At 72.1% G+C, this 17008-nt stretch carries 17 protein-coding genes; 8 read left to right on the top strand and 9 right to left on the bottom strand.

Annotated features, from left to right (window positions below; genetic code table 11):
- Positions 1-49: 49 nt before the first annotated feature.
- Both RLT59_RS15205 and RLT59_RS15200 read left to right on the top strand, forming a co-directional pair.
- On the top strand, positions 50-1315 hold the full coding sequence (locus RLT59_RS15205) for an acyl-CoA dehydrogenase family protein (protein WP_311303889.1): 1266 nt from the start codon (positions 50-52) through the stop codon (positions 1313-1315).
- Positions 1315-1887 (top strand): nitroreductase family deazaflavin-dependent oxidoreductase, encoded by a 573-nt coding sequence (locus RLT59_RS15200; protein ID WP_311303888.1) that lies wholly within the window; start codon positions 1315-1317, stop codon positions 1885-1887. The genes RLT59_RS15205 and RLT59_RS15200 overlap by 1 nt, the downstream gene beginning before the upstream one ends.
- A 132-nt stretch (positions 1888-2019) precedes the next feature.
- On the opposite strand, the gene RLT59_RS15195 is transcribed toward RLT59_RS15200, so the two are convergent.
- Positions 2020-2667 carry a TetR family transcriptional regulator gene (locus tag RLT59_RS15195; protein ID WP_037779609.1) on the bottom strand — a complete coding sequence of 216 codons (648 nt, stop codon included), beginning with the start codon at positions 2665-2667 and terminating at the stop codon, positions 2020-2022.
- Positions 2668-3011: 344 nt separating this feature from the next.
- On the opposite strand from RLT59_RS15195, the gene RLT59_RS15190 reads away from it, so the two are divergent.
- Together RLT59_RS15190 and RLT59_RS15185 are read left to right on the top strand one after the other, a co-directional pair.
- Positions 3012-3821: a VOC family protein gene (locus RLT59_RS15190; RefSeq protein WP_311303887.1), complete on the top strand. Its 810-nt coding sequence runs from the start codon at positions 3012-3014 to the stop codon at positions 3819-3821.
- Between the two features lie 179 nt (positions 3822-4000).
- Complete coding sequence (locus RLT59_RS15185; RefSeq protein WP_311303886.1) at positions 4001-6397, top strand: protein serine/threonine kinase AfsK; 2397 nt, start codon at positions 4001-4003, stop codon at positions 6395-6397.
- Here the strand turns inward: RLT59_RS15185 and RLT59_RS15180 are convergent.
- Positions 6282-7046, bottom strand: coding sequence for a hypothetical protein (locus RLT59_RS15180; RefSeq protein WP_311303885.1), 765 nt, complete (start codon positions 7044-7046; stop codon positions 6282-6284). The genes RLT59_RS15185 and RLT59_RS15180 overlap by 116 nt on opposite strands.
- A 291-nt stretch (positions 7047-7337) precedes the next feature.
- On the opposite strand from RLT59_RS15180, the gene RLT59_RS15175 reads away from it, so the two are divergent.
- Positions 7338-7889, top strand: coding sequence for a hypothetical protein (locus tag RLT59_RS15175; RefSeq protein ID WP_311303884.1), 552 nt, complete (start codon positions 7338-7340; stop codon positions 7887-7889).
- A gap of 12 nt (positions 7890-7901) precedes the next feature.
- Here the strand turns inward: RLT59_RS15175 and RLT59_RS15170 are convergent, their stop codons facing one another.
- From RLT59_RS15170 to RLT59_RS15160, 3 genes are read right to left on the bottom strand one after another with little or no spacing between them, the layout of a single operon-like run.
- The gene (locus RLT59_RS15170) at positions 7902-8681 is read right to left on the bottom strand and encodes an enoyl-CoA hydratase/isomerase family protein (RefSeq protein ID WP_311303883.1); all 780 of its coding nucleotides are present in this window, start codon (positions 8679-8681) and stop codon (positions 7902-7904) included.
- Positions 8682-8687: 6 nt separating this feature from the next.
- Positions 8688-9128 (bottom strand): Zn-ribbon domain-containing OB-fold protein, encoded by a 441-nt coding sequence (locus tag RLT59_RS15165; RefSeq protein WP_311303882.1) that lies wholly within the window; start codon positions 9126-9128, stop codon positions 8688-8690.
- A gap of 13 nt (positions 9129-9141) precedes the next feature.
- Entirely contained in the window at positions 9142-10311 is a 1170-nt protein-coding gene (locus RLT59_RS15160; protein ID WP_399125461.1) for a lipid-transfer protein, read from the bottom strand.
- A 93-nt stretch (positions 10312-10404) separates the two neighbouring features.
- Here RLT59_RS15160 and RLT59_RS15155 point away from each other — a divergent pair, with 93 nt between their 5' ends.
- Entirely contained in the window at positions 10405-11958 is a 1554-nt protein-coding gene (locus RLT59_RS15155) for a FadD3 family acyl-CoA ligase (protein ID WP_311303881.1), read from the top strand.
- 5 nt (positions 11959-11963) lie between these two features.
- Here RLT59_RS15155 and RLT59_RS15150 read toward each other — a convergent pair whose 3' ends face one another.
- Both RLT59_RS15150 and RLT59_RS15145 read right to left on the bottom strand, forming a co-directional pair.
- On the bottom strand, positions 11964-12377 hold the full coding sequence (locus RLT59_RS15150) for a type II toxin-antitoxin system VapC family toxin (RefSeq protein WP_311303880.1): 414 nt from the start codon (positions 12375-12377) through the stop codon (positions 11964-11966).
- Positions 12377-12712, bottom strand: a complete 336-nt coding sequence (locus tag RLT59_RS15145; RefSeq protein ID WP_311303879.1) for a type II toxin-antitoxin system Phd/YefM family antitoxin — start codon at positions 12710-12712, stop codon at positions 12377-12379. The genes RLT59_RS15150 and RLT59_RS15145 overlap by 1 nt, the downstream gene beginning before the upstream one ends.
- Before the next feature lie 123 nt (positions 12713-12835).
- Between RLT59_RS15145 and RLT59_RS15140 the strand changes: the two genes are divergently transcribed.
- A complete protein-coding gene (locus RLT59_RS15140) occupies positions 12836-13111 on the top strand; it encodes a hypothetical protein (protein ID WP_311303878.1) in 276 nt (91 codons plus the stop codon).
- Positions 13111-13506 (top strand): hypothetical protein, encoded by a 396-nt coding sequence (locus tag RLT59_RS15135; protein ID WP_311303877.1) that lies wholly within the window; start codon positions 13111-13113, stop codon positions 13504-13506. The genes RLT59_RS15140 and RLT59_RS15135 overlap by 1 nt, the downstream gene beginning before the upstream one ends.
- A gap of 91 nt (positions 13507-13597) precedes the next feature.
- Here the strand turns inward: RLT59_RS15135 and RLT59_RS15130 are convergent, their stop codons facing one another.
- Both RLT59_RS15130 and RLT59_RS15125 read right to left on the bottom strand, forming a co-directional pair.
- Positions 13598-13792, bottom strand: a complete 195-nt coding sequence (locus tag RLT59_RS15130) for a co-regulatory small protein AfsS (RefSeq protein ID WP_311303876.1) — start codon at positions 13790-13792, stop codon at positions 13598-13600.
- Between the two features lie 200 nt (positions 13793-13992).
- Positions 13993-16947, bottom strand: a complete 2955-nt coding sequence (locus tag RLT59_RS15125) for an SARP-family global regulator AfsR (protein WP_311303875.1) — start codon at positions 16945-16947, stop codon at positions 13993-13995.
- Positions 16948-17008 lie beyond the last annotated feature (61 nt).

Here is a 17008-nt window from a genome sequence, read left to right as displayed (position 1 = left end):
GGCCCGTCAGATCAGAGGCCGTCGGCCTCTGAGGGGAAGGAGTCCGACGATGGATGCCGCCTTCACCGCGGAACAGGACGAGATCCGCCGCACCGTGCGCGAACTGCTGGCCAGACACAGTGGCCCCGAGGACATCAGGAGCGCGGTGGCCACCCGGGACGGCTACGACGCCGAGCTGTGGCGTCGGCTCGCCCAGGACCTCGGGCTGCCCGGACTCGCCCTCCCGCCGGAGTACGGAGGCGCCGGCTGCGGCCCCGTCGAGCTCGCCGTCGTCTGCGAGGAGGCGGGCCGCGCGCTGCTGCCGTCCCCGCTGCTCGCCACCGCCGTGCTCGCCGCACCCCTGATCGCCGCCCTCGGCACAGAGGAGCAGCGCGCCGCGCTGCTGCCGGCCGTCGCGGCGGGCGGGCTCACCGCGACGCTGGCCGTTCCCGGCGGCTCGCTCTCCACCGCCCTCGGCCTCACCGGCGACCTGACCGGCGGGAACTGGGCGGGCGGCGGCCGGGCGGGCGGCGTCCAGGCCAGGCCGGCCGGCGGCGACGGCACGGGGTGGCGGCTGTACGGGGAGGCCGACCAGGTGCTGGACGGGCACAGTGCCGGACTGCTCCTGGTCGCCGCGCACACGGGCGGCTTCCCGCGCAGCCGGACCCTGTTGTTCCTGGTCAGGACGGACGGGCCGCAACCACCCGCCGGGCTCGTCCGCACCCGGCAGACCGCGCTGGACGAGACCCGGCCGCTCGCCCGGATCCAGCTGCGCGACACCGAAGCCGAACTCCTCGGCGCCGACGACACGGTGGACGCGACGGCGGCCCTCGCGGTGGCCGGCCGGGCGGCAGCGGCCGCGCTCGCCGCAGAGGCGGTGGGGGCGGCCGCGAGCGCGCTGGAACGTACGGTCGCGTACGTCGGGGAGCGCGAGCAGTTCGGCCGGGCGATCGGCTCCTTCCAGGCCGTGAAGCACCGCCTAGCGGACCTGTACGTGCGGGTGCAGTCGGCCCGCTCCGCGGCGTACTACGCGGCCTGGGACCCGGAGGCCGGCGGGCTCGCCCTCGCCCAGGCGCTGGAGGCCCTGCGCGTCACCACCGCGGAGGCCGTGCAGCTGCACGGAGGCATCGGCTTCACCTGGGAGCACGAGGCGCAGCTGTACTTCAAGCGGGCCGCCGCCGACGAACTGCTGCTGGGCCCCGTCCACCGGCTCCGCGACCAGGCGGCCCAGCGGGCGGGACTCTTCGGGAGCGCGCCGGGGGAGCGGGACCGGGAACGCGGACCGGGCGGCGATGGACCGGCCGGCGACGGACCGGCCGAACGGGTGGCCGTCTGATGGCGCCCGGTGTGCGGCTCGTCCAGAAGGTCTCCTCGACCCGGGCCTTCGCGCGGATCGCCCCCCACGTCGTGCCCGCCATGGACCGCGCGGTGCACCGGCTCACCCGGGGCAGGGTGCTGCTCAGCGCGCAGATGCTCCCGGGGGTGGTGCTGACGGTGCCGGGGGCGCGCAGCGGGCAGCTCCGGACGACCCCGCTGGCCTGCATGCCGGTGGCGCGGGACGGCGGTACGGGTGACAGCGGTACGGGTGACGGTGATACGGGCAACGGCGGTACGGGTGACAGCGCTTCGGGCAGCGGCGGTCCGGGCGGCTGGGTGCTGGTCGGGAGCAACTTCGGCCGTCCGGGGCATCCCGCCTGGACGGCGAACCTGCTGGCGCACCCGGAGGCTCCGGTGATCAGCTGGAAGGGCGTCGGCATTCCGGTGCGGGCCCGGCTGCTGGCGGGGGCGGAGCGCGCCGAGGTGTGGGAGGCGGCGCTGAGGTTCTGGCCGCCCTACGCGGCGTACCAGGCGCGGATCGACCGGGAGATCCGGCTGTTCAGGCTGGAGCGGCGCGACGGTCCGGGGTGAGGGTGCGCGGGTCCACGGAGGTGTCCGGATACACCGACGGCGGACCACATGCGTGGTCCGCCGTCGGTGAGACAGGACCTGGGGCGCCCGGGATCACCGCGCGTCACCCAGTACGGGAATCCGGCGCGGGCGCTACTTGGCCGGCTTCTTGCCGGTGATGCCCAGATGCACCAACAGCGCGAGGTTCGGCCGGAGTTCGGCTTGCTTCACGCCCCAGGTGGTGAAGCCCTTCTGGTGCGAGGCGACCGCGGCCAGCATCGCGACCAGCGATCCGGCCATCGCCGCCGGGCTGACGTCCTTGTCCACCTTGCCCTTGGCCTGGAGCTCCTTCACCGAATCCGTAAGGGAGTTGGTCACGGAGTTGAGGATCTTCATGCGGATCTTGTAGAACCGCTTGTCGCCCTCGGCCGCGCCGAGGTCGACCACGCGAAGGATCGCGTCGTTGCGCCGCCAGAAGTCGAGGAACCCCTCGACGAGTTCTTCGGCGGTCTGCCAGCCCGATTTGCCGACCCAGGAGCGCCCGGCGACCAGTTCGGTCAGTCCGGCACCCTCCTTGGCCATCTCCTCCGCGATCTCAAGGACGGCGCCCTCGACGTCGGGGAAGTACTGGTAGAAGGTTGCGGGTGAAGTCCCCGCCTTCCGGGCGACGTCGATGACTTTGACGTCCCGGTACGGCGAGGAACTGAGCATCTCGCTGAGGCAGTCGAGCAGCTTCTGCCGCGTCGCCTGTCCGCGTCGGCCGGCCACGCGGCCGTCGACGGTGCGTACTTGTCCTGTCATGCCGTCAGCTTACCGACGGGTGATCGGAGCGCGATTCGGCCGACTGCAAATGGGGAGGGGCGTAGGCGTGGTGGGGGGAGTGCAGCGGTTTCCGCCGATGTGCCCCGCGGTGTGCCCCGCGGGTCCGGGCCCGTTACCCACGGCCGCGTTAATGTTATTAACAGCCTGTGGATAACTTCCGTGGATAACTTTCCGTGACGACGGCGATTCGGGAGTTGTGTCCCGAATGCGTGTTCGATGCGTGTTCTATGCGGGCGGAACGCGGGAGAGCTGGGGCGCGCGTGCGGCGACCCGCGGTTACGTTGGCTCTGACGAGCGTCACCGCGACGGAAGGATCCGGGCCCATGGCCGCATTCGCGCAGTCCGCGCCGTGCTGGGTGGATGTGCAGCTCTCCGACCTCGAAGCCGGCAAGCGCTTCTACGGCGAGCTCTTCGGCTGGACCTTCCGCACGGGCGACGGCCCGTACACCGACGCCCTCAGAGACGGGGCCCTGGTCGCGGCGCTCGCCGCCAAGCAGGACGGCCGGATGCCGACCGCCTGGGGCATCTACTTCGCCACCGACGACATCACCGCCTCCGTCGCCCGCGTCCGGGAGGCCGGCGGGCAGGTGATCACCGAACCGGTGCGGGCCGGCCGGCTGGGGGCGCTCGCCCAGGCCGCCGACCCCGGCGGTGCGGTCTTCGGGCTCTGGCAGGCGGGTGAACGCAAGGGCTTCCAGAGGCAGAACGAGCCGGGCTCCTTCTGCTGGACCGAGGTCTACACCCGGCAGAAGGACCGCGTGGACCCCTTCTACGAGCAGGTCTTCGGCTTCCGCTCCCTCGCTCCGGACGAGGCCGGCCCCGGCACACCGGGCGACCCGGACACCGACGAGTCCCGCGTCGACTTCCGCATGTGGTCGCCGGCCGGCACGGAACCCGGCCCCGACACCGCGGTCGGCGGGCGCAGCGTCATCACCGACGCGTTCCCCGCGATGATGCCCAGCTACTTCCTCAACTACTTCGCCGTGGCGGACTGCGACGCCTCTGCCGACACCGTCGTCCGGCTCGGCGGCCGGGTCTCCGCACCGCCCTTCGACATCCCGTACGGGCGGATGGCGGTGCTCCAGGACGACCAGGGCGCCGTCTTCGCCGTACTTCAGCCACCGGTGTCCTGATACCGCCTGGAGTGATCCACGACACCCGGTTCTGCCCCCGGGTTCGCAACCGGCGCCTCGGCCAGGAACAATCGGGGTGCGCACCGTCGGGTGGCGCCCAGTGGTGAGACGCTGCACAGGGCGGGTTTTCGCGGGCCTCGGGCGACCGGGGCCCGTACGGGGAGGGTGGCAGGTAAGTGATGGAGCAGCTGACGCAGCACGACCCGAGGCGGATCGGCCCGTTCGAGGTGCTGGGACGGCTCGGGGCCGGCGGCATGGGGCTGGTCTATCTCGCCCGCTCGGCGTCGGGCCGGCGGGTGGCGATCAAGACGGTGCGCACGGAACTGGCCGAGGACCAGCTGTTCCGGGTCCGGTTCACGCGCGAGGTGGAGGCGGCCCGCGCGGTCAGCGGCTTCTACACGGCCGCCGTCGTCGACGCCGACCCGCGCGCCGCAGTGCCCTGGCTCGCCACCGCCTATGTGCCCGCCCCCTCGCTCGAAGAAATAGTGAATGAGTGCGGGCCGATGCCGACCCAGGCGGTGCGCTGGCTGGCCGCGGGCATCGCGGAGGCCCTCCAGTCCATCCACGGGGCGAAGCTCGTCCACCGCGACATGAAGCCGTCGAACGTGCTCGTCGTCGAGGACGGCCCCCGGGTCATCGACTTCGGCATCGCGTCCGGCGTCTCCAACACCCGGCTGACCATGACCAACGTCGCCGTCGGCACGCCCGCGTACATGTCGCCGGAGCAGGCGCGGGACTCGCGCAGCGTCACGGGCGCCAGTGACATCTTCTCGCTCGGCTCGACGCTCGTCTTCGCCGCGACCGGCCATGCGCCGTTCCACGGGGCCAATCCGGTCGAGACGGTTTTCATGCTGCTGCGCGAGGGCCCCGACCTGGCCGGCCTGCCCGACGATCTGCGGTCGCTGATCGAGTCGTGCATGCAGATGGATGCCTCGCGCCGGCCCACCCCCGCCGAGCTCCAGTCCCAGCTCGCCCCGCACCTCTTCGCCTCCGGTGGCGACGACAGCGGTACGGCGTCGGCCTGGCTGCCGGCCTCCGCCACCGAGATGATCGAGCTGCGCCGGGGCGGCGGACGCGTGATCGCCGCGCCCCCTCCCGTACCCCCGCAGCCGCAGCCGCTGCCCGCCACGCATCCGGGCGCAGGCCGGGACACCGCCCGGCGGCCCGGGGCCACGGATCCGCGCCCCCCGGCCGTACCACCCGCGGCCCCGACCGCGGAGGCGCCCGACGCGGGCGGTCCGGTGCGGCTCTCCGGCGCACAGGTGCCGATCGGGCCCGGTCCGCGCGCCCAGGACGTGCGGGCCACCGCCGCCGCGGGGGAGGCGGCTCCGGCGACCGGCTGGGTGCGCCCGCCCGGCGGGCCGAGCGGCTCGCTCACGGCCCCGACCACCCCGGCGCACGCGCCGGACAGCGCGCCCCCGGGCCCGGACTCCGGCCCGGACCGCTGGCGGCCCTGGCGGTTCCGGATGTCGAACGACGTGTGGGGAACACCGGTCGTCGTCGGCGAGCTCCTCTACGTCACCTCCTTCGAGGTGCACGCGCTGGACACCGGCAACGGGCGGCGCCAGTTCAAGACCCGTGACGTGGCCTGGGCGATGGCCGTCGAGGGCGGCCGGATCCACGCCTCCGACGGGCCCTCGCTCTACGCCCTGGACGCGGTCACCGGCGCCGAGCGATGGCGGCTCCAGAGCGACGCGTGGGTGTACTCGCTCAGGGCGGACCGGGGCACGGTCGTCACCGGCACCCGGGGCGGCGGCGTCCAGGCGTGGGAGGCGTCCACCGGGGAGAAGCTCTGGGAGACCACCGGGGCGCAGACCGACTTCGAGACGGCGGAGGCCGGGCCCGCGATCCACGACGGCACGGTCTACCTCTGGCAGGACGCCCGGCTGCGCGCCGTCGACGCCCGGACGGGCATCGAGCGCTGGTCGTACCCGGTGGGCGACGCGGCCTCCTGCGGCGGGGTGCCGGTCCGGGTGACCCCGGCGCCGGACGGTTACGTCTACGTCAGCGCGGGGACCCGGGTCCTGGCGCTGGACATCGGCTCGGGCCGGGTGCGCTGGCACTTCGAGTCCCCCGCGGTCTTCCTCTCGCCGCCGGCGTTCGCGCCCGGCCCGGCGGTGACCGGCGGCGGGGTGTACCTCGCGGACTACCTCGGCACGGTGTACGCGCTGGACGCCTCGACCGGCAAGGACCGCTGGCGCATCGCCACCGAGTCCCGGCAGTCGACCGAACCGGTGCTGGTGGCGACGGGCAACGTGCACGTCGGCAGCGGCAGCGCGCTGTACACGCTGGACGCGGTCACCGGCACCCCGAAGTGGCGGTTCGCCGCGGGCGGCGACGTGGTGGGCTCACCGGTCGTCGCGGACGGCCGGGTCCACTTCGGTTCGGCCGACCATGTCCTCTACACCCTGGACGCCGCGGGCGGCCAGCTCCGCTGGAAGCTCGCGACGGGCGGCGAGATCACGGGCTCCCCGGTCGCGCAGGGCGGGGTGGTGTACGCGTGCAGCAAGGACCGCTGCGTGTACGCGCTGGACGCGCTGAAGGGCACGGGGACGGGCAACAGGCCGCGCGCGTAGGACGAACGGGGCGCTTCGTCCTCAATCGCCGGACGGGCCCGACTTCGCCGGACGGGCCCGACTTCGCCGGCGGGCCCGGTTTCGGCGGCGGGCCGGGCTCCGGGCCCACGTACGGGTCCGTCTCCGGTTCCGGCCAGGGGCTCGTCTGCACCGACGGGCCCGGCTCCCGGGTGGGCGGCCAGGTGTCGGGATCCGCGGAGCCCGGCGGCGCGTACGGCTCAGGCCGCCCCGAGCTCCGGCGCCGCCCCGGTATCAGGGCCGCGCTCAGCAGGAGCAGCACCCCGCCACCCACCGCGGTAGCGACCCCCTCCTGGAGTCCGGAACCGTCCCCGGTGACCGTGAGTTCACCGGCTGCCTGGCCCTGCCGGACCATCCACAGCACGGTGAAGCCGAGGACCACCACGCCCGCGAGGACGACCAGCGGCCGGGACCGCAGGACCACGCCGAGGACCGTCACGACAGCGGCGAAGGCGAAGGGCAGCAGGATCGAACCGAACAGGGCGGGGTGCGTCGCGGTGATGCCGGTGAAGAGGTCGTCGATCCGGTAGTGCCGCCCGAGGCGGCCGTCGTACCAGTCACGGAAGGGGCTCAGCACGGCGGCCGCCGCTCCGGCGAGAGCGACGATCGAGCCGAGGACGTCACGGATCATCTCCGGCCTCCAGCGGGACGCGCGAGGCGCCACCGGCCGGTGGCGCGGAACAGCATCGCTCTCGCCTCCCGACGCTACGCCGGGCGGATGACCCCCGCCACCAGACGGCGACGGACCGGCCGTGAGCAGGCCCGTCGCCGGACCATGACGAGACCGTGACAGGGCCATGACCGGCCTGCCGATCGAAACCGGCCATGCTGTGCGCTACGGTGTCGCGCGGCTGTTCGGCCCCGGGCCGGACGGCGGCACGGCACCGAACAACTGAATCACCACACAAGGGGGGCGGCATCGATGATGCGGCAGCACATGAAACTGACAGTGGTCCTGGTCGCGGTGGTGCTCGCGCTGACCGGCTTCTCCAGCTCCAGCCACGGACACGGCAGCAAGAGCCGGAAGTCCAGCAGCAGCAGTAGCGGCGGTGGGTGCTCCAACTCCAAGAAGAGCAACGGCACCTACCACGACACCGATTCCAACTCCAGCTACGACGATGACGACTACTCGTCCGGCAGCTCGTCCAGCGGCTCCACCTACGACACGGCGACCCCCACCGCCACCGCGACGGACGCGCCCCGCGCGTACGTCTTCCGCTGCGCGGCACCCCGCAAGGGCAAGCGCAAGGCCGTCACCACCTCCACCGTGCGGCTCACCGCGAACGCGGCCGGCAGCCACACCTACACGGTGGACGTCAGCTTCCTGGACGCCAGGGGCAACCCCATCGACGCGGGTGAGGCGACCGTGGACGCCGACGGCGGCGACACGAAGACCGTCTCCGTCCGGATGCACAACCCGGGCAGGGTCTCCCGGGTGAAGAAGTGCTCGGTCACCGCAGAACTCACGTACTGACCGAAGCCGCGCTCATCTGATCCGGGGCTCACCGCCGCCCCTGCCCCGCCCCTCGAACAGCTCGGCCTGCCGCTCCGGTGCCAGGTTCCCGAGCGCGATCAGGTGCGGGGCATGGGCCAGCGCCTGTGTCCTCGCCGCCTCCTTGGCCGACCAGACGGCCCGGACCGTCCCCTGCACCGCCGCCGTCGGGTACGAGGCGATGACCGCCGCCGCCCGCAGCGCCGCCGCCACCGCGCCGCCGGCCGAGGTCACCTCGCTGACCAGCCCGGTCTCGTACGCGCGCCGGGCCGACACCCGCTCGGCCGTCCCCATCAGGGACATCCGGGCCACCTCACCGAACGGCATCCGCTGCGCCATCGAGATCGCCTCGTACGCGCTGACCATGCCGTACGTGGTGTGCGGATCGAAGAACGTCGCCTCCTGCGACGCGATGACGAACTCCGCCTCGCCCAGCAGATAGAACGCCCCGCCGCAGGCCATCCCCTCCACGGCCGCGATCACCGGCTTCCACAGGTCGTTGGCCTTCGGCCCGATCGCGATCAGCGGATCGTCGATCGTGTACGGGGACGAGGGCTGCAGAACGTCCACGTCCCGGTCGATCCCGGTGCAGAACGCCCGGTCGCCCGCGCCCGTCAGCACGACGGCCCGCACCTCGTCGTCGTAACGGAACGCCCGCCAGGCGGCGACGAGTTCGGCGGCCGTGGCGAGGTCGATCGCGTTGAGCTTCTCGGGCCGGTCCAGGGTGACCAGCGCCACCCCGGTCTCCCGGTCCGTCTCCGTACGCAGCGCCATCGCCCCTCACCGCTCCAGCAGCCAGCGGACCATGGTCACTTCGGGGGCGACGGGGCAGAAGACCGCCTTCACCCCGGCCCCGATCCGCAGCCGCTCCGGATCGACGGAGTTCAGCGGTGCGTCGGGCCCGCTGACCACGTTGCCGACCAGCCGGATCTCCGGGGCGTCGGCCAGTTCGACCACCACCGCGTTGTACGGGGCCTGCTCGGCGTACGCGGGCAGCAGCGGCGGGTGCGGCAGCACGTACGACCAGATGCGGCCGCGCCCGCTCATCGCCTGCCACTCGCTCTCGAACGACTGGCAGAGCGGGCAGCACGGCCTGGGCGGGAAGCGGAGCCGTCCGCAGTCGGGGGCGGCGCACGCCTGGACGCGCAGTTCACCACGGGCCGCGTACTCCCAGAAGGGCGCGCCGTCGTCGTCGATGACGGGCAGCAGCATGGCATCCATCTCGAATCGCTCCTCAGTTCCTCAGCAGTACGGCGGACGTGGGCACGCCCTCCCCGGCGGTGACCAGGCAGGTCGAGGCGTCGGGGACCTGGGCGGTGGAGACGCCGCGCAGCTGCTTCACGCCCTCGTTGATGAGGTTGAAGCCGTGCACGTACCCCTCGCTGAGCCCGCCGCCGCCCGTGTTGACCGGGAGCCGACCGCCGCTCTCCAGTGCCCCGCCCTCGGTGAAGGAGGCGCCCTCGCCGCGCCCGCAGAACCCGTATCCCTCAAGGGAGAGCGGGATGAGCGGGGTGAACGCGTCGTAGATCTGGGCGACATCGACATCGTCCGGGCCGAAGTCGGCCTGCTTCCAGAGCTGTCGGGCGGCGGCCCAGGCCGGCCCGGTGAGCGGGTCCTCGTTCCAGTAGTTGACCATCCCGTGGTGCTGGGCGGGCAGTCCCTGGGCGACGGAGTGGAGGTAGACGGGCTTCTGCCGGCAGTCGCGGGCCCGTTCCGCGGAGACGATGACGCAGGCCAGCGCGCCGTCCGTCTCCAGGCAGTTGTCGAAGAGGCAGAGCGGTTCGCTGATCCAGCGCGAGGTCATATACATGTCGCGGGTCAGCGGGCGTTCGTACATCACGGCGTCGGGGTTCTGGTTGGCCCGGTTGCGGCAGGCGAGCGCGACGTTGAAGAGGTGGTCGCGGGTCGCCCCGTACTCGTGCATGTACCGCCGGGCCAGCATGCCGATCTCGTCGGCGGGCCGCAGCAGCCCGTACGGCCGGGTCCACTGGGCGGGGGTGGGCAGCTGCACGGCGGTGTTCTTCCAGGGCCGGGGCCCGGAGCCGCGTTTCCGGGACCGCCAGGCGACCCCGACACTCGCCTGGCCGGTGGCGACGGCGGCGGCGAGGTGCGCGAGTGTCGCACAGGAGCCGCCGCCTCCGTACCCCACCTTGCTGAAGAAGGTGACGTCACCGGCCCCGATGGACTTGGCGACCTCGACCTCGTCGGTCTCCTCCATCGTGTACGAGGCGAACGCGTCCACCTCGGACGCGGCGATACCCGCGTCGTCGAGGGCCGCGACGATGGCCCGGCAGGCCAGGGTCTTCTCCGATTCGGGCAGGTGTTTCGCGAACCGCGTCTGCCCTATCCCGGCTATCGCTGTCTTGTCCTTGAGCGTCGCCACCGCCACCTCCGAAGCCGTCATGACTGCTGACAGCGGAGGAGGCTACAGCTAATCTGACGGATAGTCAGCTACTGTGGTCAGCAGGGCCGTTCGGACTGAGACGGAGGGCACGAGATGCGCGGCGACGAGGAATGGTCCACCGTCCCGAACCTGGTGCGGGAGGCGGCGCGGCGCTACGGCGACCGCGAGGCGGTGGCCGAGGGCCGCACCAGGATCACGTACACGGAACTCGGTGAACGCGTGGAACGGGCCGCCGCCGCGTGCATGGCCTCGGGGGTGGAACCGGGGGACCGGGTGGCGGTCTGGGCGCCCAACACCCTGGACTGGATCGTCTCCGCGCTGGGCGCCGTGACCGCCGGGGCGGTCCTGGTTCCGCTCAACACCCGCTTCAAGGGGACGGAGGCGGCGTACATCCTGGAGCGCAGCCGGGCCAAGCTGCTCTTCGTGACGGGCACCTTCCTCGGCACGTCGTACGTGGCCTCGCTGCGCCGGGCCGACATCGGACTCCCGCACCTGGAAACGGTGGTCGTCCTCGCCGACACCGCCCCCGCCGACTACGTCACCTGGAAGGACTTCCTGGCCTCCGGCGAGGGGATCTCTCCCGAGCGGGTACGGGAACGGGCCGACGCCATCGCCCCGTCCGCCCCCTCCGACATCATCTACACCTCGGGCACCACGGGACACCCCAAGGGTGCCGTCATCAGCCACGCCCAGACCCTGCGCTGCTACGAGATCTGGAGCGAGCTGGCCGGTCTGCGCGAGGGCGACCGCTATCTGATCGTGAACCCGTTCTTCCACACCTTCGGCTACAAGGCGGGCGTGATCGCCTGCCTGATGCGGGGCGCGACGATGATCCCGCAGCCGGTCTTCAACGTGGACACCGTCCTCGCCAACATCGCCGCCGAGCGCATCTCGGTCCTGCCCGGCCCGCCCACCCTCCACCAGTCGCTCCTGGACCACCCGGCCCGCTCCGCCCACGACCTCTCGGCGCTCCGGCTCGTGGTGACAGGCGCGGCGGTGGTCCCGCTCCAATTGGTGGAGCGGCTGCGCACCGAACTCGGCATAGCCACGGTGCTGACCGCCTACGGCCTCTCCGAGGCGAGCGGCATCGTGTCGATGTGCCGCCGGGGCGACCCGGCCCGCACCATCGCCGCCACCTCCGGCCGCGCGATCCCCGGCACCGAGATCCGCGTCCTGGCGGCCCCCGGCGAACCGGGCGAGGTCCTGGTCCGGGGCTTCAACGTGATGCGGGGCTACTTCGAGGACCCGGAGACCACCGCCGCCGCGATCACCCCGGACGGCTGGCTCCACACCGGCGACGTGGGCGTCCTGGACGCGGACGGCAGCCTGCGGATCACGGACCGGATCAAGGACATGTTCATCGTCGGCGGCTTCAACGCCTACCCCGCGGAGATCGAACAGCTCCTGGGCCTGCACCCGGACGTCGCGGACATCGCGGTCATCGGCATCCCCGACCCCCGCCTGGGCGAGGTCGGCAAGGCCTACGCGGTCCGCCGTCCGGGCGCGACGGTGACCGCCGACGACCTGATCGCCTGGTCACGGCGCGAGATGGCGAACTACAAGGTGCCGAGGGCGGTGGAGTTCGTCCTCGAACTCCCGCGCAACGCGAGCGGCAAGGTGGTGAAGGGGGAGCTGCGGGGGCGCTGACGTTCTCAGCCCGCCCCGGGGTACGCGACGGGCAGACCCAGTTCCCGTGCCGACTCGACCAGCCTCTTGTCGTAGACGACGAACGAGAGGAGAGCCCTGCCCAGCCCCTGCGCGGCGGCCAGGTGCAGGGCGTCCAGGGAGCGGAGCCGGTTGCCGGGCGACAGCTGCCCCGCGCGGTCGAAGAGAAGCGTCGGCATCCGGACGAGCGCGCTCTCGTCGAGCCATTCCTCGGCTTCGGCGGCGACATCGGGCCCGGCTTGCGCGGCGTGCAGGGCGCGCCGGACCTCTGTCCGCGTGAGATCGCAGGTCAGGACGGTGGCGGACCCCTGGGTGGAGAGCCACGCCTTGAGAGCGGCGGACTCGGACTCTTCCTTGAACAGCTTGAGCGCCGCGGAGGTGTCCAGATAGATGAAACGCATCAGCGCCCTTCCCCGCCGTCCTGGGCGTCGCGCAGCTCTTCCAGGGCCTGGGTGAGCGGCACGTCGGCGGCAGTCGAGGGAGCGGTCCGGACGCGTGCCGTCTGGGCGGCGGTGCGGGCGCGGCTGAGCTCCGTGAGATCGATCAGCCCGTCCGCGACGGCCTGGTCGACCGCTTCCTCGGCAGGATCCGGAGGCACTATCCGCGCGACGGTCCGGCCGTGCCGGGTGACGGTGAACGTCTCCCCGTGCTCCAGCCGCACGAGGACCGCCGCGGCGTTCCGCTGAAGATCGCGGACGGTGATCCGGGTGTCGTGGCTGTGCGGCTCGCTATCCATGTCGTACAGGGTAGGGGAATGTGCGGCGGGTGGCGAGATTGTGCGTCAATGGGGCTGGGGTCCTGTCACCCCATGGAGTGGAGCCGGTGGTGGGTGCCAGTCGGTCTCAGTACGGTGACGCGCATGGCAACAAAGAAGTACACGGTCACCCTGCCGGAGGAGCTGGCGGAGGAGATCCGGAGCGAGGTGGGGTCCGGGGCGTTCAGCGCCTATGTCACCCGCGCCATCGAGCGCCGACGCGAGCGCGACCGGCTGGTGGAGCTGGTGAAGCGGTTGGAGGACGAGTACGGCCCGGTGGCGGAGGCCGATCTGTCGGCGGTCGAGGCCGAGCGGCGTGAGATCGAGCGGTGGTTCGAGGAGCGGGACGCGGGCTCGGCACCGCACGGGAAGGCGGCCTGATGTCCGACCTCTGGTACCTCCTGGACGGCGAAGGCCTCGCCCGGGTCGCACTCGGAGACCCGGGGATGAAGGCCCTCCTGAAGGACGCCCACCGTTCGGGTATTCGCGTGGTGACCAGCGCGATGACCTTGGTCGAGGCCTGTCACAGCAAGATCAGACAGCCCGCCTGGGGCTGGGCCGTGTCGGGCGTCGGGGTCGAGCCCGTCACCCGGAGCGTTGCCGAGGAGGCGATGCGCCTGCTCAGGTCCGCCGGACTGCACGGTGATCAGTACGCCGTCGCTGCGGCTCTCGCGGTGATCGCGGGGCGGCAGCGGGGGCGGGCGGTGGTGTTCACCTCGGATGTGGATGGCATGGGCAAACTGTGCGGGTCGAGGGTGCTGGTGCGGGGAGTGTAGGGCTCTGCCCGACCGGTGTGCGGACATGCCGCGGCCGCGACGGCTCCCCCTCCGCGCCGCCGCGGCCGTGCCCCCCCCCGTGCTGGTTGGACTAACTGGGCCTCGGTGCCGACGCGTGGTTGTCGAGCGTGGTGATCTCCTCGCCCGAGGCGTGATTGTCGGGCGTGGTCATATCCCCGCCCGAGGCGTGGTTGTCCTGCGTCACGACCGTGGCTGTCTCGGCGTCGGACGCGTGGTTGTCCTGCGGCTTGAGGAGGTCGTTCTTAGTCTTCTTCGCTTCGCTCATCGTCGTCAGCTCCCTGAGTCAGTCCGTGCAAAGGTCGGCGATCAGCCCGCCCGGCGGTTCCCCCGTGGATCGCCGGGCGGGCATCCTGGGGCCGTTCACCCTACGGGCACGGCCTCCCCGTCGATCCGTCTGCCCCCCGACGCGACGGCTCGATGAGTAGAGAGTGTCCTCCGGCGATAAACGAACGATGAACGCCGAAACTATGCAGCAGCGGGTGTCAGCAACCGGCGCGTCTCCTCGGCTTCCGGAGCTCCCAGATGGTCGTAGATGTTCAGAGCCTCCAGCCAGCAAGCTCTGGCGCGATCGGGCTGACCGATGTGGTTCAGCGCCTTGCCGAGAACCGTCAGCACGGTGCCACGTCGCCACTCGCCACCAATGCCGCGGAGTGCAATCGCCTGCTCCGCATGGGCGGCTGCCTGGGTGGGGCGCTGCGCGGCAAGGTGTGCCTCCGCCAACCGGAAATGGGTGACTCCCTCCCAGAGCGGTTGACGATTGTCGTGGAACAGGGCCAGAGCCTCGGTGAGCTGGCTCATGGCTTCGGGAAGGCGGCCGGCTTGAGTCAGCGCGATGCCCAGGGCGTACCGTCCGTTGGCCAGGCGTAGGCTGAGGCCCATGCGGTCGTAGATATCAATGCCCTGCTGTGCCAGGTCTATTGCGCTGGCCATGCGTCCGAGGGAGACGTGGACGCGGGAGAGGTTGCACAGAGCGCTGGCTTGACCGACATCATTGTTGTCGGCCCGGAAGTTTTCGATGGCCAGGAGCAGGTGCTTCTCGCCCTCTTCGTGACGTCCCTGATAGATCGCAATAACACCGCGATCATTTGGAGCCCAGCAATTGGGGACGGGGTCCTCGGCCGAGCTGGCGAGTTCCATGGCCTTACTGGCTTCGGCGTCAGCTTCGTCGAAGCGTCCTGCGACGATATGAACATTGGTGATGGTGGTCCTCGCCCGCCCCTCCGCGCGTGCGTCCCCCAAGGTTTGGGCTGCGTCACGTGTTGCCAGAGCCGCCAGCTCGTACTGTTTGGAGTTCGCGCCGGACTCCGCCAGATCCTTCGCTGCCCACAGCAGATCGACTGCTCTGCGAAGCATGTCGGGCCCAATTGACTGTTGCGCGCAGGCCAATAGGCAGTTCGCCTCGGCGTAGAGCCAGTCCAGCGCGCTGTGGCGGTCATCGAAATCGAGGCCCGGATACCGTGTCGCGTGCAGATGGGCGACCAATCGGTCTCCCGGCCGCTCCAGCGCGTACACCCCCGCGGCCGTCGCCAGATAGAAGTCCAGCAGCCGCGACAACGCCGACTCCCGCTCCTGCGGGGCCTCCTCGTCCCGCTCCGCGCAGGAACGCGCGTAGAGGCGGACCAGGTCGTGGTAGCGGTAGCGGCCGGGCGCGGCGGACTCCACCAGGGACGTGTCGACCAGGGCCTCCAGGAGGTCCTCCGCCGCGTGCGGCTCCAGGTTCAGCAGGGCGGCCGCGGCGGCGAGGGAGATGTCGGGGCCGTCCGCGAGGCCCAGGAGGCGGAAGGCGCGGGCCTGGGCGGGTTCCAGCTGGCCGTAGCCGAGTTCGAAGGTGGCCTTCACCGCGAGGTCGCCCGCCTGGAGTTCGTCCAGCCGGCGGCGTTCGTCCGCGAGCTTGGCGGCCAGGACCGAGACCGTCCAGGTGCGGCGGGCGGCCAGCCGGGAGGCGGCGATGCGGATGGCGAGCGGGAGGAATCCGCAGGCTGCGACCACGTCGAGGGCGGCCTCGCGCTCGGAGTTGATGCGCTCCTCGCCCACGATGCGGGTGAAGAGCTGGAGTGCCTCCTCGGGCGACATCACGTCCAGGTCGACCAGGTGCGCGCCCGCCAGGTCGACCATCCGGACCCGGCTGGTGACCAGCGCCGCGCAGCCCGCCGTACCGGGCAGCAGCGGCCGGATCTGGGCCGCGTCGTGGGCGTTGTCCAGGAGGATCAGGATGCGGCGGCCGTCCAGCGTGGAGCGGTAGAGCGCGGCGCGTTCGTCGAGGGAGTCGGGGATCGCGGAGTCCGCCGTGCCGAGAGCGCGCAGGAACGCGCCGAGCACCGTCTCCGGTTCGGCGGTGTGGGAGCCCGCGCCCTGCAGGTCGACGTACAGCTGGCCGTCCGGGAAGTGCGGGCGGGCCTGGTGGGCGACGTGCACGGCCAGGGTCGTCTTGCCGACGCCGCCGATGCCGGCGAGGGCGGAGACGGCCATCACGGAGCCCTCCGCGGTGGCGAGCCGGTCGCCCAGCTCGCGGACGAAGGAGGCGCGGCCGGTGAAGTCCGGGACGGTGGCCGGGAGCTGGGCCGGGCGCATCGGGGCGGCGGCCTGGACCGGCTCGTCGACCGGGCGGGCCAGCTCCTCGTCGGCCCGGAGGATGCGCTGCTGGAGCTGGGCCAGCTCGGGGCGCGGGTCCACGCCCAGCTCCTCCGCCAGCAGCCGGCGGGTGTCCGCGTACACCGCGAGGGCCTCGGCCTGCCGGCCGCTGCGGTACAGGGCCACCATCAGCAGCTCGCGCAGCCGTTCGCGCAGCGGGTGCGCGGCGGTGAGCGCGGTCAGTTCGGAGACCGCCTCCGCGTGGCAGCCGACCTCCAGGTCCAGGTCGAGGCGGGTCTCGGTCAGCTGGAGGCGCCACTCCTCCAGCCGGGTGCGCTGGTTCTCCGCGTACGGTCCGGGCACAGAGGCCAGCGCCTCGCCGTCCCACAGGGCGAGCGCCTTGTTCAACAGCACCCGGGCCCGGCAGCGGTCACCCGCGGCGCGGGCCTTCTCCGCGTCGGCGGCCAGTTCCTCGGCCACGGTCACATCGAGCGCTTCGGGCCCGGTGCGCATCGCGTATCCGCCGGAATCGCTCGCCAGGGTCTGCGGACCCAGGACCTTGCGGAGCCGGGATGCGTACGTGCGTACCGCGGCCAGCGCCTGCGAGGGCGGCTCGTCGCCCCAGATGGCGTCGATGAGTTCATTGGCCGTCGCGGTGTGGCCGCCCCGCAGCAGCAGGGCCGACAGCAGGGCGCGTTGCTGCGGCGAACCGGACGGCAGCGTCTCGTCGCCCCGCCTGGCCCGTACCGGTCCGAGCACGGAGAAGCGCAGCTCTGTACCGTTCGTCGGCTGCCGCTCCGGAGCTCGTTGTTCCGGAACACGCACCCGTGACCCGTCGTCACGGCCCATTGCCGCCTCCTGTCCTGCTCTCTGCGCACTGCCCAGTGCCGCACCGAACATGTCGGGACAC

It is taken from the genome of Streptomyces sp. ITFR-6 (genome assembly GCF_031844725.1).
GTDB lineage: Bacteria > Actinomycetota > Actinomycetes > Streptomycetales > Streptomycetaceae > Streptomyces.
This window is presented reverse-complemented; position numbering and strand designations above follow the sequence as displayed.